Here is a 14,792-nt window from a genome sequence, read left to right on the forward strand (position 1 = left end):
ACTGCGCTGACGTGTTCCCACCGTTCGACGGCGCTGACGCGTCCGCGTCGATCGACCACCCTGACTCGTCCGCGCCCTCAGTCGACGAGACGGTCGACGTCGCCGAGGTCGTCGAACACGTAGTCCGGCGAGACGCTCGCGTCCGCGACGGCCGCCTCGTCGGTGACGCCCGACAGCACGAGGGCGGTGGTCATGCCGGCGCGCTCGCCGAGCGCGATGTCGGTGTTGAGCCGGTCGCCGACGACGAGACACTCCTCCGGGGGATACGGCAGCCGCTCGCGGACCATCTCGATCGCCGTGTCCGAGGGTTTCCCGAGGACCGCGTCCGGCTCGCGCTCGGCGACGCCGGCGATCGCGTTGATCACGGCCCCGGAGCCCGGCACGTCGCGCTCGGGGGCGGGGATGACCACGTCGGGGTCGGTGCCGATGAAGGGGATGTCGCGCTCCAGCGCCCACAGCGCCGTACAGAGGTCGTCGTAGTCGAACCCTCGATCGATCGAGGCCACGAGCGCGTCCGCGGCCTCGACGTCGTCGGTCGTCGAGAGCCCGGCCGCCTCGAACTGGTCGAGCAGCCCCGAGTCGCCGATACACAGCAGGTCGTCGTCCGCGTGGCGCTCGCGCAGGTACCGCGTCGTCACGGCGCCGGCGGTGAACACCTGGTCCGCGTCGACCTCGTAGCCCGCGGCGCCGAGCCGGTCGACGTACGCCGGCGGCGCCTTCGTCGGGTTGTTCGAAACGAACAGCGTCTCGATCCCGGCGTCGCGGAGCCGGCGGTAGCCCGCCGGCGCGCCGGGAATCGGCTCGTCGCCTCGCACGACCGTGCCGTCCACGTCGAGAACGGCGCCGCTGAACTCCATGGTTTCCTTCGGGGCGCCACGGTCCTAGGAGTTGCGCCCCGCCGCCCGCCGCTCCGTCCTCGCGATTCGACCGCCGGTGTTTCATATTCGGTACGGGTTCCAGCTTCGGGATAACGGAAGCGTAAAGCGGGGCCGTTCCCAAATCACGCTCACTGTGACGACGACTCAGGTGACGCTGGTCCAGATCGACAACTACGGGCCGTGGACGGTGACCCCGGAGCCCCGGCGGGAGATGGACCTCCAGACGCTTCAGTCGCGGCTTTTCGCAGACGTGGCCCAGTTCATGGGTCCGCGGGACGCCTACGTCTTCTCCACCCGCTACGACAACATGATCGCCGTGACGAACGGGCTCGACGGCGCGGCCCACGCGGCGCTGCAGGAGTCGGTCGGGAACCGCTACCCCGTGAGCGTCAGCCTCGGGACCGGGGTCGCCGAGCGGCCGATCGACGCCTTGGAGTCGGCGAACCGCCTGCTTCAGACCGAGGGGAGCGCGCAGGACGAGGGCCGGACCGAGGTGCTCGCCGGCGACTACCTCACCGAGACCGACCCGTCCGACCTCCAGATCGCCCACTTCGACGTGGTGGACGTGACGGGGAAGTACACCGACCGGCTCAACGAGTTCGACACGTTCCTGAACGTCGAGCGCGCCTACGGCTCGCTGACGCGGTACCTCCGCGATACCCACGGCGCCCTCTCGTTTTTCGTCGGCGGCGACAACGTGGTCGCCGTCTGTCCGGACCTCCCCGAGCGGGCGTTCGTCGATGCGGTCGCGCACGTCGCTGCGGACGCCGACATCGAACTGCAGGTCGGCGTCGGCCGCGGCGCCTCGGCCCACGAGGCGGGCTTCGCGGCCAAACACGCGCTCGAAGCCTGCCGTGACGACGGAACGAACGTCGAACTGTCCGGCGCGCCGGTCCTCGGCGACTGACTCCCGAGTCCGGAGCGGTCGTCCGCTCCGCGCTCGCCACCGTTATCGATCCCGATAATTTGGCTGTGACGTTTTTATAACCCCGGTCGCTACGCTCGGATAACATGTCCGATGAAATAGTGTTCGTGTGCACGGCAGAGGGTTGCGACGAGGGGCCGTGGGAGGGGTCTCACGACGCGATGGCGCACTGCGCCGAACACCCGGACCACGGCTACACCGGGCGTCCGCGAGCCGAGGTCAACGAGGTCATTCCCGCGACGGCGACGCGGAAGCGGGACAACCGGAACCTCCAGCACAAGGGGCACCCGAAGGGCGCGCTTGCGCAGGACGACTGACCGCGTCTCCGCGACCACGTCACCGCGGCGGCCCCGCTCGCGGATCCGCGCGCGGTTCCCGCCGACACCCTGGCCGGAGCGCCGCTAGGCTTCGTCGAAGAGTCCCAAGTCCTCGGCGACGAGGTCGGCGAGCCGGTCTTTCAGCGCGGGGTCGACCTCCGCGATCTCCTCCCCGTCGTGTTTCCCGTCGTTGTGTCTGGTGAGCGCGTCCGCCACGTCGGACAGCGGAACGTCGGTCTCCGTCTCGCACTCGGTACACACGATCGGGACGGACGGTTCGTCGGTGGACATCGTCCGGGTAGTCGCGGGTCGGCGGTATATGCCTTCGGGCACGCGGTCCCCGCGGACCGACCGGTCCGAACCTCGGGTCCGACTCGAACCGCCAGCGTCACCCGTTCCCGGGTGGTACCCCTCCGCATGCGTGTCCTCGTAACCGGGGCGGCCGGCGGGATCGGCGGCGGCGTCGCGCGGACGCTCGCGGCCGCCGGCCACGACGTGATGGGGATCGACCGCGACGCCGCCGGGCTGGCCGCGCTCTCCGAGAGCGTGTCGACGCACACCCTCGACCTGCGCGACGGCGACGCGGTCGAGGCGCTGCTCGCCGACCGCGAGTTCGACTGCGTCGTCTCCTGCGTCGGCGGGTACGAGATCGCGTCGGTCGAGGACACCACCGTCGACTCGTTCCGCCGCCAGCTCGACACGAACCTGACCGCGGTCCACACCGTCGTCGGGGCCGCCCTCCCGACGATCCGCGCGCGCGGCGGCCGGATCGTCGTCGTCGGGTCGATGGTCGGATCGACCGCGCTCCCCTACCACGGCGCCTACAGCGCCGCGAAGGCCGGGCTGCGCGGATACGTCGACGCCCTCCGCCGCGAGGTCGAGCCCCGCGGCGCGACGGTCGCGTTCGTCGAACCCGGGCCGGTCCCGACCGGGTTCAACGAGCGCGCGGCGGCCGGGGTCACGGAGCGGAACGCGGACGCGGACCCCGACGGCCCCTACGCCGACGCGTACCGGGCGTTCGAGGGGTACGCGCCCGCCGCCACCGACCTCGAGACCGTGGTCGAGCGCGTCGTCGTCGCGGCCACGACGGACCGCCCCCGGGCGGTGTACCGAGTGAGCCGCCGCGCGCGCTGGCTCCCGCGGGTCGCCGCGGTGCTCCCGGACCGGCTGTTCGACCGGCTGATCCGCGCCGGGCTCCCGGGCGGCGTACTCGGACGGCTCATCGACCGCTAGCGCCGGGTCAAGCCGACCTCGCCGCGCTCCGTCGCCTCACTGCTCCGAGTCGCCATCGGTCTCGGCCGCCTCCGCGTAGAACTCCTCCGGCGTGGCGTCGATCCGGTCGAACTCCCCGAAGTCGCGCTCGTGGTGGCGGATCGTCTGCTCGACGATCCACGCGCTGTACCGCTCCGAGTACTCCCACTCCCCTTCGCCGTCGTCGACCTCGAAGCGGTCGTCGGTGGCGAGCGCGGCGTACAGGTGGTAGAAGCCGAGCACCACGTCGCCGAACTCCTTCGCCTCGGCGCCGATCTCGCGGCGCTTCTCCGCGAGCTCCTCGCGGCCCGCGTCGGTGAGCGCGAAGTACTTGCGGTCGGGCTCGTCGTCGCGCTCGACGCGCTCGGCGACGCCCTCCTCCTCGAACTTGTAGAGAATCGGGTAGACGGAGCCGTACGAGGGCTCCCAGTGGCCGCCGCTGATCGCCGTGATCTCGCCCAGCAGCTCGTATCCGTATCGGGGGCGCTCGTCGAGCAGCTCCAACACGAGATACGAGATCAGCCCTTTCGGCGGCCCGCTTTTCCGCATCGTCTCTACGTATCTGAGTCGTCGTGAAAGGGTTTCGGTCGTGACACGGGTCGGGAACGGCGCACTCCGACGTCGACGGGGCGGTCGGATCGGGATCGACGGGGCGGTGGGGCCGGCGTCGACGGGGCGGTCGGACCGTCGCTGCTGGACCGGCCGGCGCTCCGGATCGGGCCGGGCCGCGGTGTCGACGACTCCCAGCGACTGAGGCGACTCGCAAACCCCTAAGTCCCGGCGACCCAAGCCGGTGTATGGTCGAGGCACCACAGACCGAAGAGGGGTGGTTCGCGCTGCACGACTTCCGGTCCATCGACTGGGACGCGTGGCGCGACGCCCCCGAACGAGAGCGAGAACGCGCGATCGAGGAGGGCGAGGCCTTCCTGAAACACCGGGAGCTGGTCGCCGACGCCGAGGAGGGCGACTCCGGCCTGTTCTCCGTGCTCGGACACAAGGCCGACCTGCTGTTCGTCCACTTCCGCCCCTCGCTCGACGACCTGTCGTCGATCGAGCGCCGGTTCGAGGACACGGCGCTCGCGGAGTTCACGGAGCGGACGACCTCCTACGTCTCCGTCACCGAGGTCTCCGGCTACGTCTCCGACGAGTACTTCAAGGACCCCGAATCGGTCGACGCGGGCCTCAAAAGCTACATCGAGGGGAAGCTGACGCCCGAGATCCCGGACGACGAGTACGTCTGCTTCTACCCGATGAGCAAGCGCCGCGGCGAGGAGCACAACTGGTACGACCTCTCGTTCGAGGACCGCGCCGACCTCATGGCCGGTCACGGCGAGGTCGGCAAGGAGTACGCCGGGAAGATCAAGCAGGTGATCGCCTCCTCGGTCGGCTTCGACAGCCACGAGTGGGGCGTCACGCTGTTCGGGTCGGACCCGACGGACATCAAGGACATCGTCTACGAGATGCGGTTCGACCCCGCCTCCTCGCGGTACGGCGAGTTCGGCGAGTTCTACATCGGCCGCCGGTTCCCGCCCGCGGACCTCGGCGCGTACCTCGCCGGGGAGACGGTGCCGACCCCGGAGGGCGACGCCGGCCCCACCGGCGACGCCGGGGGCGACCACGGTCACGCCCACGGTGAGGGCGCCCACCACGGTGACGACGACGGGCACGGCCACGGCGGAGACCGCGACCACGGCGGCTCCGGCGGCGGCTCCGCGCACGGCGACCACCCCCACGGCGACGGGGAGACGAGCGGCGAGGGCGACCNACCACCCGCACGGCGAGGAAGCGGGCGGCGACGGTGTCGACGACGCCGACATCCGCGGCGAGCTCGCCGACCTCGACATCTACGCCGGCAAGCCCAACGGCGAGGACGTGTACGCGACCGTCCTCTACAGCGAGGCCGACGTGGACGAGCTGTTCGACGAGGTCGAGGGGCTCCGCGGGAACTTCGACCACTACGGCACCCACGTGAAGACGGCCGTCTACGAGGGGCGCGCCACCGACCGCGCCGCGGTCGTCTCCATCTGGGACACGGCCTCCGCCGCCGAGACCGCGGCCGGCTTCCTCTCGGAGCTGCCGGAGGTCGTCGCCCGCGCCGGCGAGGAGTCCGGTTTCGGTACGATGGGGATGTTCTACACCGTCAAGCCGGAGCACCAGGAGGACTTCACCGAGACGTTCGACGACGTCGGCGACGTCCTCGCGGAGATGGACGGCCACGTCGAGACCGACCTGATGCTGAACGTCGAAGACGAGAACGACATGTTCATCGCGAGCCAGTGGCACGCGAAGGAGGACGCGATGGCGTTCTTCGGCTCCGACGAGTTCCGCGAGACGGTCCAGTGGGGCCGCGAGGTGCTCGCCGACCGGCCGCGGCACGTGTTCCTGGCGTAGGCGGGGCGGTACGCGGACCGGTTTTTTAAGCATCTTTCGAGGCGACCGGTCGTTTATAACCGGCTGCCGCTGACAGAACGGCGACCACCTCCGAAGCCCAAGCCGCGACGACCTCCCAACGTCCCAGCCCGCGCTGTCGATCGGTGTGTTGTCGGACCCGACCGCCTGTTTTTAACTACCGCCTCGGCGAACGGGTGTACATGTTCGACACGATCGTGATCGCGACCGACGGTTCCGACAGCGTCCGGCGGGCCGTCGACGTCGCGGTCGACGTCGCCGTTCGGTTCGACGCGGAGGTCCACGCCCTCTACGTCGTCGACAGCGGCGAGGTCGAGTCCACGCCCGACGAGGTCCGCGACGACCTCCGCGATGCGCTCGACGACCACGGAGAGGCGGCGATCGATCAGGTGACCGACGCCGCGGCCGCGCGCGACGCGAGCCTCGAGATCACGACCGACGTGCGCGAGGGGCGCCCGGCCCCGGAGATCTCGGGGTACGCCCGAGAGGTCGGCGCCGACGTCGTCGCGATGGGCACCCGGGGACGGCACGGGGAGAACCGCTTCCTCATCGGCTCGGTGGCCGAGCGCGTCGTCCGGACGTGCCCGATCCCCGTGCTCACCGTCCGCCAGCTCACCGACGAGAGCCCGCGCCGGACGACGATCTGAGGGGCCGGGCGGCCCGGTCGCGGCCTCCGACCGCCCGAGAACGGCGGAGTTTTCCCGCTCCCGCCCGGCCCGACGGTATGGACGACGAACTCATCGACGAGGGGGATATCCCCCGCTCGCGGTACACGCGGCTGCCCGGCAAGGGCTTCTTCTACCCGGACTCGCTGGACGAGGAGCGCGCCGAGCGGCGCGCGAAGGAGGCGATCGAGGGGAGCGAGGCGGTCGTGATCGCCGACGGCGACGCCGACGGGCTCGCCTGCGCGGCGATGATCCGGGAGGCGTACGACGCCGCGCTCGACGCCGCCGACTTCGAGGCCGCCATCGCGGCCCGGCTCGGTGACGGGGACGAGGGAGCGGGCGACGGGGAGGGCGGCGACGGGGAGGACGCCGACGGAGAGAGGGACGGCGAGGCGGACGAGTCGGACGCCGACGACCCAACCGAGGACGCCCACGCCGAGTCGCCGGTGGGGCTGGTCGCCGCGGGACCGTACTCGATCGACACGTCGCTCGAGCGCGTGCTCGCGTACGCCGACGACGACGTCGATCTCTTCGTCTGTGACCTCTGTCCCGACGACTACGAGTGGATCGCCGAGCCGCTGGAGGCGCTCGCGGAGTCGACCGCCTCGATCCGGTGGTTCGACCACCACCAGTGGGACGAGTCGACCGCCGCGGCCGTCCGCGATCTCGGCGTCGACCTCGTGGTCGGCGAGTCCGACGAGGAGTGTACCGCGGACGTGGCGCTCCGCTCGCTCGACCACGAGTTCGACGAGCGCTGGGCCGAGCTGGCGGTCGTGACGCGGGACCACGACCTCTGGATCAAGGAGGACCCGCGCTCCGACGACCTGGCCGACTACTCCTACTGGGCCGGCAGCGAGGAGTACGCGGCGATCGTGGGCGCGCACGGCGCCGACCTCCCCGAGACCGTCCGGGAGTTCGTCGCCGAGCGGCGCGTCGAGAAGGAGGCCCGGATCGACGCCGCCGTCGACCGCGCGGTCACCCACGAGGTCGGCGAGTGGGCCGTCGCGGTGACGTACGGCCGCTGCTCGCAGAACGAGGTCGCCGAGAACCTCCGCGAGCGGGGCGCCGACGCCGCGGTGATCGTCAAGCCCGCGGGCTCCGCGTCGATCCGCGGCTCGGATGACTTCCGACACGCTCACGAGGTCGCCGGGAAGGTGAACGGCGGCGGCCACCCGCAGGCGGCCGGCTGCAAGCCCGACATCTACGACGACATGCTCGACTACGCGCAGCACTGGACCACCGAGGGACAGGCCTGCAAGCGGGTCATCCTCGCGGCGTTCGAGGCGGTCGCGGCGGAGGTCGCGGAAGCGGAGGCGGCCAACGAGTCGGACTCGGACGCCGACGAATAGACGATCGCCCGCCTGCGAGCCGCCGCTCCCGCCGGCGAACCGCGAACTTTCATACCGGGCGGCGTCCCTCCCTCTACTCATGACGGACATCCTCGTGGCCGGAGAGACGCTCGTCGACCTGCTCCCCGGAGCGGGCGAGACGCTTCGCGACGTGGACGGCTTCACGCACCGACCGGGGGGCGCGCCGGCCAACGTCGCGGTCGGGCTCTCGCGGCTCGGCGCCTCCCCGTCGTTCTGGACCCGACTCGGCGACGACCCTTTCGGCGACTTCCTCCGCGAGACGCTCGACGAGGAGGGCGTCCCCGACGCGCTGACTCGGCGGGTCGACGGCAACACCACCCTCGCCGTGGTCTCGCCGCCCGGCGTCGACGGCCGGCGGTTCCGCTTTTACGGCTCGCGGGACGTGACGTTCGGGTTCGAGCCCGACATGGTCCCGACCGACGCGCTGGCGTCCGCCTCGTGGGTCCACATCGGCGGCGTCGCCCTGACGCACCCGACGGGCCGGACGGCGATGCGCCGGCTGGCGGCCGCGGCCGACGAGCGCGGCTGCACGGTCTCGTTCGACGTGAACTACCGCCCGGACCTGGTTCCGGAGGGGGAGCGCGACGCGGTGGTCGAGGCGATCCGCGACGTCCTCGGAGACACCGGCGTGGCGTTCGCCAGCGACGAGGACGTGGCGGCGACCGGCATCTCATCGCGCGAGGGCGCGGCCCTGGCCGGCGACCTGCTCGAGTTCGGGCCGCACACGGCGGTCGTCACCCTCGGCTCCGCGGGCGCGGTCGCGGCGAGCACGGACGCGGCGCCGTGGGGCGAGACGACCGCGCGCCGCGGCGGGTTCACGGTCGAGGCCGTCGACGCCACCGGCGCCGGCGACGCGTTCACGTCCGGGCTGATCGCGCGGCTGGCGGCGGGGACCGACGACGCCGCCGGTCCCGGCGACCCGACCGACCTCGGCGACGCGCTCGCGTTCGCCAACGCGACGGCCGCGCTCTCGGTGCGGGACCGCGGCGGGATGACGGCGCTCCCCGACCGCGAGGCCGTCGAGGCCTTCGTCGCGGAGAGAGCGTAACCGCCGCTCGGAGCCGCGCGCTTTATCTCCCGCCCGGCACACGCGTCGGTATGGATCGCTCCGAGTACGTGCGGCGGCTCGACGACCGGCTGGACACGGCCGCGTACGCCGACGTCGACGCTAGCGCGAACGGCTTACAGGTTGGGTCGGACGACGGGGAGGTCGAGCGCGTCGCGTTCGCGGTCGACGCGGCGGACGCGACGATTGAGGCCGCGGCGGACGCGGGCGCCGACGTCCTCGTCGTCCACCACGGGATCTCGTGGGGCGGGATCGACCGCGTCACGGGCCGGACCTACGACCGGGTCGCGACGCTCGCAGAGCACGACATCGCCCTCTACGTCTCGCACCTCCCGCTCGACGGCCACCCCGACCTCGGCAACGCCGCGGGCGTCGCGGCGGCGCTCGGCCTCGGCGACCGGGAGCCGTTCGGCGAGATCGGCCCGGTCACGATCGGGACGGTCGGCGAGACGGACGCGCCGCGGTCGGCCGCGTCGATCCGAGAGACGCTGGACGGGTTCGAGGGGCAGCCGGGCGGCGAGGGCGAGGAAGGGTCCCCGACGCGGGTCATCGACTTCGGTCCCGACGAGATCGAGCGCGTCGCGGTCGTCACCGGCTCCGGCACCGACTGGCTCGACGAGGCGGTCGAGGCGGGCGCCGACGCGCTGGTCACGGGCGAGGGGAAGGGGCAGGCCTATCACGACGCGCGCGAGGCCGGGATCACCCTGTTCCTCGGGGGGCACTACGCGACCGAGACGTTCGGCGTTCGTTCGCTGCAGGCGCTGACGGAGGAGTGGGGACTGGAGACGACGTACGTGAGCCACCCGACCGGGCTCTGAGAAGCAGCTCCTCCTGTCGCCCCCGAACGCAACCCTTACCGCCCGCGTCCCCGGACTCCGGGTATGCGCGACCACTTCGAGATCCGGGACCACGACGCCGCCGGGCGGATCGGGCGGCTCGAGGTCCCCCGCGCCGGGGTGACGGTCGAGACGCCGGCGCTTTTGCCGGTCGTCAACCCCAACGTCCTCACGATCGAGCCGCGGCGGCTCGCCGAGGAGTTCGGCGCGGAGATGCTGATCACCAACTCCTACATCATCCGGAGCACCGACCGCGTCCGCGACCGGGTCCTCGATCGGGGGCTCCACGACTTCCTCGGGTTCGACGGCGCGATCATGACCGACTCCGGCTCCTTCCAACTGGCCGAGTACGGCGACATCGACGTGACCACCGAGGAGATCATCGAGTTCCAGCGCCGGATCGGGAGCGACGTGGCCACCCCGGTCGACGTGCCCACGCCCCCGGACGTCGACCGCGAGCGCGCCGAGCGGGAGCTGGAGACGACGAAGCGGGCCCTCGCCGACGCGGAGGCGGCGGAGACGGGCGACATGCTCGTCAACGGCCCGGTTCAGGGGTCGACGTTCCCGGACCTCCGCGAGGAGGCGGGGCGGCACGCGAGCGCGACCGACCTCGACGTGTTTCCGGTCGGCGCGATGGTCCCCCTCCTGAACTCCTACCGCTACGCCGAGGTCGTCGAGGCGGTGCGCGCGGCCAAGCGCGGACTCGACCCCGACGCGCCGGTCCACCTGTTCGGCGCCGGCCACCCGATGATGCTCGCGCTGGCGGTCGCGGCCGGCTGCGACCTGTTCGACTCGGCCGCCTACGCGCTGATGGCGCGCGACGGGCGCTACCTCACCGTCTCGGGGACCGAACACCTCGAGGAGATGGAGTACTTCCCCTGCTCGTGTCCCGTCTGCGCCGAGCACACGCCCGCGGAGCTCCGGGAGACGGACGCGACGGAGGAGCTCCTCGCCGAGCACAACCTCCACGTCACGTTCGAGGAGCTGCGGCGCGTGAAGGCCGCGATCCGATCCGGGAACCTCCTCCAGCTCGTCGACCGCCGCGCCCGCGGCCACCCCGCGATGCTCGACGGGCTCCGGACCCTCCTCGACCACGCCGACGAGCTGGAGCGGACGGACCCGGCCTCGAAGGACGCGTTCTTCTACACCTCCCACGAGTCGGCCCGGCGCCCCGAGGTCCGCCGGCACCACGACCGGCTCTCGCGGCTCGCGGTCCCCGACCGCCTGCTGCTCACCGAGTCGGACGCGCCGTCGAACCACGACTACGGCGCGGTGTGGCGCGTGAAACCCCCGTTCGGTCCCTTCCCCCGCGCGCTCTCGGAGACGTACCCGCTCACCGCGGAGGTCCCGGAGCGGGTCGACGGCGCGGCGCAGGTCGCCGCCGCGGAGGGCGTCGCGAGCCTCGCCGCCGCCAACCCCGACACCGCGATCACCCTCGGCCACGACGACTGGGTGCCGCGCGCCCTCGATGCGGTGCCGGACGACGTGGAGACGGAGAACCTGCGGCACCTCGGTCGGTGAGGAGAGAGCAGACTCAGCGCTCGGGCTCCGCCATCCGCTCGCTGTAGTCCCACGAGTGCAGCCGCTCCGGCTCGATCCGGATCCGGATCTCCTCGCGCTCCGGGCGGAGGAGCCGGTCGGCAGTCGGGTTGTCGACGCCGCCGAGATACCGCTCAAGCAGGGCGCGGAGCAGTTCCTTCTCCTCGTCCGGCGACACCGTCGCGCGCCCCCGCCCCCTCACCCCTTTATAAGGCGGATCGTTGGTCGACACCTCGAAGGAGACGTGGTCGTCGTGCGCGAGGAAGGCGGCGAGGTCGGCGCTCGCGCTCGTCGCGCAGCTGATCGCCCCGTCCCACGAGAACCACAGCGAGACGATCCACGGGGCGTCCCTCGGGGTCCGACAGCCGATACGGACCGGGATCCGCGCACCGTCGAGGAACTCGTCGACGCGCTCGCGGTCCCACGGGCCGGTTATCTCCATGTCCGTCCTACGAGCGCGGGGACCTAAACAGTAGGTGCCGCGCGACCGACGCCGGGGCGACGAGGGGCTTCCCCTGCGGCCGCGGAACACAAGAGAATTGACCGTCCCCACGCGAGAGTGGGTATGACCGAGTACTTCGAGGTCCACGAGCGCGACGGCGCCGCCCGGCTCGGCGAGCTTCGGCTCGCCGACTCGGTGACGACGCCGGCGCTCGCGGACCCGTTCTTAGCGGACGCCGGCAGCCTCTGGGCCGGCGACCGCGAGGTCCCCGACGGCGACGAGGCGTCGCTCACCGTCCTGCCGCACCGCGCGTTCCCCGCGGGCACCCGCGAGGAGGTCCGCGACTCGTTCGCGGTCGATCACCCTGAGGTCGAGTTCCCCGCCGCGGCGGTCGTCGACAGCGAGAGCCCCCGCGACGTGGGCGCCGACGCGTACGCACTCGCGGACGCGTCCGGATTCGTCGGGCACGGCGAGGCGTTCCGCGACGCGATCGTGGCCGCGAAAGCGGCCCTCCCGGCCGACACCGCCCTGCTGCTGTCGGGCGTCGCGACGCCGCTGAACGTCGCGCTCCTCGCGTACGCCGGGGTCGACCTCGTGGACGCGACGCTCGCCCGGACGAAGGGGACGGAAGGGATGTACTGCACCGCCGACGCCGAGCACTTCCTCGAGGACCTCGACGAGCTCCCGTGCGCCTGCCCGGCCTGCGCGGGGCCCCGCGAGGAGTTCACCCGCGCCGACTGCGCCGAGCACAACGTCAACGCGCTCCGCGCCGAGCTCCGCCGCGTCCGCGAGCGAATTCGTGCGGGTCGCCTGCGGGATTACATCGAGGGACAGACCCGCCACGAACAGTGGCTCACGGCCGCGTTCCGCGAGTTCGACGACCAGTGGGGCTACCTCGAGGAGCGGACCCCCCTCATGCGCGACGCCGAGGTGACGGCGGCGACCGCGGAGACGCTGGACCGCGTCGAGATCCGGCGGTTCGCCGACCGCGTGACGAGCCGGTACCGAAATCGGTTCACGGACCAGCCGCTCGTCCTCGTCCCCTGCTCGGCGACCAAGCCGTACAGCGACTCGCAGAGCCACGGCCAGTTCCACGACGCGATCCAGTGGCGCGGCCACACCGTCTCGATGACGTCGCCGATCGGCGTGGTGCCCCAGGAGCTCGAGACGACCTACCCGGCTCAGCACTACGACGCGGTCGTCACCGGCGACTGGAGCGAGGACGAGATCGGCTTCGTCGCCGAGGTGCTCCGGCGGTACCTGACGCGGAACGACTACTCCCGCGTCGTCGCGCACGTTCCCGAAGACGGCTATCGCGAGATCTGCGAGCGCGTCGAGCGTGACCCCGCGATCGACGTGCCCTTCGAGTACACCTGCGTCGGCCACCCGACGAGCGACGAGTCGCTCGGGGAGCTGAACGCGGCGCTGCAGGGCGAGCCCGCCTACAGCAAGCGCGAGCGCGAGCACAACACGGTCCGGGCGCTCGCCGACTACCTGCTCGGCGGCGGGGCCGGCGACGACCTGTTCGGCGGGCCGGGCGAGGCCGACATCCGGACCACCGGGCGCTATCCCAAGCTGCAGGTGTGGGGCGACGACCCCGACGCCGGCCGCGAGGGCGAGCCGGGCGAACAGCTCGCGACGATGGTGCCGCAGTACGGGACGCTCTCGTTCACCCTCGCCGGCGCGCGCCGCTGGACCGAGAGCGACGCACCCACCAAGCGCGTTCAGATCGACCCGTTCGTCCCGCACGGCTCCGTCTTGGCGCCCGGCGTCGTCGACGCGGACGACGACATCCGCGTCGGTGACGAGGTCGTCATCGAAGGCCCGAAAGCGTTCGCGGTCGGGCGCGCCGAGATGTCCGGCCCGGAGATGGTCGACTCGACGCGCGGCGTCGCCAGCGAGGTCCGGCACGTCGACGAGAAGTGAACCGCCCGCTGTCGACGGGCCGATACCTAATCCGTTAGGGAGTGCGATTATGCTGACACGGCCACACAGTTTCATCGTCAGAGGCACACATCTGACACCCCTCCGTTCCTCCCCGGCCGCCGGGTCGGACCGGCCGTGTTCGACGCCGCGCCCGGGCGGTCGCTCGACGCGGTCCCTGCGGGGCGAAAAGTAAAGTCCCGAAGAGATAGAACTGCTACCACATGTCGTCCCAGAACCCCCGTCGGACGGAAGCGCGGGTGACGTACGTCGAATTCTCCCTTTCGAGTCACGACCACCCGTTCGTCGCGGTGTCCGCCACGGACGGCGCGGTGGTCGAACTAACGGAGTTCATTCCGCGGGGCGAGGGGAGCTACGCCGAGTTCTTCTCGATCAGCGGCGTCGAGACGGAGACCGTCCTCGCGCTCGCGTCCGACCACCCGTCGGCAGACGCGCGCCTCGTCGAGCGGTTCGACGACGAGGGGTTGTTCGAGTTCGTCGTGGACGACCACTGTCCCGCGGTGTTTCTCGGTGAGGAGGGCGCGCTCCCCCGCACCGTCGAAGGGCGGGACGGAAGCGGAACCGTCGGCGCGGAGGTGCCGCCGTCCGAGGACGCCGAGGCGATAGCCGAGCGGTTTCTCGACGCCTACCCGGACGCCGAGCTGACGCTCAAACGGGAGCGATCTCACGGGACGCCGATCTTCGGACGCCGGAGCCTCCAAGCAGCCCTCCACGACGATCTGACCGAGCGACAGCGGGACGTCATCGAGACCGCTCACGACGCCGGATACTACGACTGGCCGCGGGAGGTCACCGCCGAGAGGCTCGCCGAGCGGTTCGACATCTCCCCGGCGACGCTCCATCAGCATCTCCGGGCCGCCGAACAGAAGCTCATCGCGATGACCCTCAGACAGGCGTGACTGAGCGGGCTCACGAGAGGCGAGGAACAGCCGGATCAGTACCTTCAAAACCGCGCCGGACAGATCCGCGCACATGGCGCTCGAAAAGGACGTCGACTGTCCCTCGTGCGGAGAGACGCAGCTGTTCTACCGGACCGCGGCGATGACGCTCCACCTCGGCGAGAAGACGAAGTGGCGGTGCCCCGAGTGCGGGTACGGGTACGTCGAGATCAACGGTATCAGTACGCTGGCGGCCTGACGACCGGATACCG

At 71.5% G+C, this 14,792-nt stretch carries 15 protein-coding genes and 1 pseudogene; 12 read left to right on the top strand and 4 right to left on the bottom strand.

The features are described 5' to 3' along the window. Positions 1 to 77: 77 nt before the first annotated feature. Positions 78 to 857 (bottom strand): HAD-IIA family hydrolase, encoded by a 780-nt coding sequence (locus tag C468_RS06055; RefSeq protein ID WP_008847996.1) that lies wholly within the window; start codon positions 855 to 857, stop codon positions 78 to 80. A 154-nt stretch (positions 858 to 1,011) separates the two neighbouring features. On the opposite strand from C468_RS06055, the gene C468_RS06060 reads away from it, so the two are divergent. Together C468_RS06060 and C468_RS06065 are read left to right on the top strand one after the other, a co-directional pair. Next, positions 1,012 to 1,785 (top strand): GTP cyclohydrolase III, encoded by a 774-nt coding sequence (locus C468_RS06060; RefSeq protein WP_049912102.1) that lies wholly within the window; start codon positions 1,012 to 1,014, stop codon positions 1,783 to 1,785. 104 nt (positions 1,786 to 1,889) lie between these two features. Next, positions 1,890 to 2,120 (top strand): hypothetical protein, encoded by a 231-nt coding sequence (locus C468_RS06065; RefSeq protein ID WP_049912103.1) that lies wholly within the window; start codon positions 1,890 to 1,892, stop codon positions 2,118 to 2,120. A gap of 84 nt (positions 2,121 to 2,204) precedes the next feature. Here the strand turns inward: C468_RS06065 and C468_RS06070 are convergent, their stop codons facing one another. Continuing rightward, on the bottom strand, positions 2,205 to 2,411 hold the full coding sequence (locus C468_RS06070) for a hypothetical protein (protein WP_008847999.1): 207 nt from the start codon (positions 2,409 to 2,411) through the stop codon (positions 2,205 to 2,207). A gap of 126 nt (positions 2,412 to 2,537) precedes the next feature. Between C468_RS06070 and C468_RS06075 the strand changes: the two genes are divergently transcribed. Next, positions 2,538 to 3,353, top strand: coding sequence for an SDR family NAD(P)-dependent oxidoreductase (locus C468_RS06075; RefSeq protein WP_008848000.1), 816 nt, complete (start codon positions 2,538 to 2,540; stop codon positions 3,351 to 3,353). 36 nt (positions 3,354 to 3,389) lie between these two features. On the opposite strand, the gene C468_RS06080 is transcribed toward C468_RS06075, so the two are convergent. Continuing rightward, positions 3,390 to 3,920, bottom strand: a complete 531-nt coding sequence (locus C468_RS06080) for a PadR family transcriptional regulator (RefSeq protein ID WP_008848001.1) — start codon at positions 3,918 to 3,920, stop codon at positions 3,390 to 3,392. A gap of 248 nt (positions 3,921 to 4,168) precedes the next feature. Here C468_RS06080 and C468_RS06085 point away from each other — a divergent pair. From C468_RS06085 to tgtA, 6 genes and pseudogenes are all read left to right on the top strand, one after another. Continuing rightward, positions 4,169 to 5,762, top strand: a pseudogene (locus C468_RS06085) (heme-binding protein). Between the two features lie 200 nt (positions 5,763 to 5,962). Continuing rightward, positions 5,963 to 6,427: a universal stress protein gene (locus C468_RS06090; RefSeq protein ID WP_008848003.1), complete on the top strand. Its 465-nt coding sequence runs from the start codon at positions 5,963 to 5,965 to the stop codon at positions 6,425 to 6,427. Positions 6,428 to 6,504: 77 nt separating this feature from the next. Then, positions 6,505 to 7,794, top strand: a complete 1,290-nt coding sequence (locus tag C468_RS06095) for a DHH family phosphoesterase (RefSeq protein ID WP_008848004.1) — start codon at positions 6,505 to 6,507, stop codon at positions 7,792 to 7,794. A 79-nt stretch (positions 7,795 to 7,873) separates the two neighbouring features. Continuing rightward, positions 7,874 to 8,863 (top strand): carbohydrate kinase family protein, encoded by a 990-nt coding sequence (locus C468_RS06100; RefSeq protein WP_008848005.1) that lies wholly within the window; start codon positions 7,874 to 7,876, stop codon positions 8,861 to 8,863. Positions 8,864 to 8,913: 50 nt separating this feature from the next. Beyond that, a complete protein-coding gene (locus C468_RS06105) occupies positions 8,914 to 9,699 on the top strand; it encodes a Nif3-like dinuclear metal center hexameric protein (protein ID WP_008848006.1) in 786 nt (261 codons plus the stop codon). A gap of 63 nt (positions 9,700 to 9,762) precedes the next feature. After that, complete coding sequence (gene tgtA / locus C468_RS06110; RefSeq protein ID WP_008848007.1) at positions 9,763 to 11,238, top strand: tRNA guanosine(15) transglycosylase TgtA; 1,476 nt, start codon at positions 9,763 to 9,765, stop codon at positions 11,236 to 11,238. A 13-nt stretch (positions 11,239 to 11,251) separates the two neighbouring features. On the opposite strand, the gene C468_RS06115 is transcribed toward tgtA, so the two are convergent. Continuing rightward, positions 11,252 to 11,698: a pyridoxamine 5'-phosphate oxidase family protein gene (locus C468_RS06115; RefSeq protein WP_008848008.1), complete on the bottom strand. Its 447-nt coding sequence runs from the start codon at positions 11,696 to 11,698 to the stop codon at positions 11,252 to 11,254. 123 nt (positions 11,699 to 11,821) lie between these two features. On the opposite strand from C468_RS06115, the gene arcS reads away from it, so the two are divergent. From arcS to C468_RS18540, 3 genes are all read left to right on the top strand, one after another. Further along, positions 11,822 to 13,624, top strand: coding sequence for an archaeosine synthase subunit alpha (arcS, locus tag C468_RS06120; RefSeq protein ID WP_008848009.1), 1,803 nt, complete (start codon positions 11,822 to 11,824; stop codon positions 13,622 to 13,624). A 221-nt stretch (positions 13,625 to 13,845) separates the two neighbouring features. Continuing rightward, positions 13,846 to 14,541, top strand: a complete 696-nt coding sequence (locus tag C468_RS06125) for a helix-turn-helix domain-containing protein (RefSeq protein WP_008848010.1) — start codon at positions 13,846 to 13,848, stop codon at positions 14,539 to 14,541. Between the two features lie 73 nt (positions 14,542 to 14,614). Then, entirely contained in the window at positions 14,615 to 14,779 is a 165-nt protein-coding gene (locus tag C468_RS18540) for a DUF7838 family putative zinc beta-ribbon protein (RefSeq protein ID WP_008848011.1), read from the top strand. Positions 14,780 to 14,792 lie beyond the last annotated feature (13 nt).

Origin of the sequence: Halorubrum kocurii JCM 14978 (genome assembly GCF_000337355.1) — an archaeon.
In the GTDB taxonomy this organism is placed as follows: domain Archaea; phylum Halobacteriota; class Halobacteria; order Halobacteriales; family Haloferacaceae; genus Halorubrum; species Halorubrum kocurii.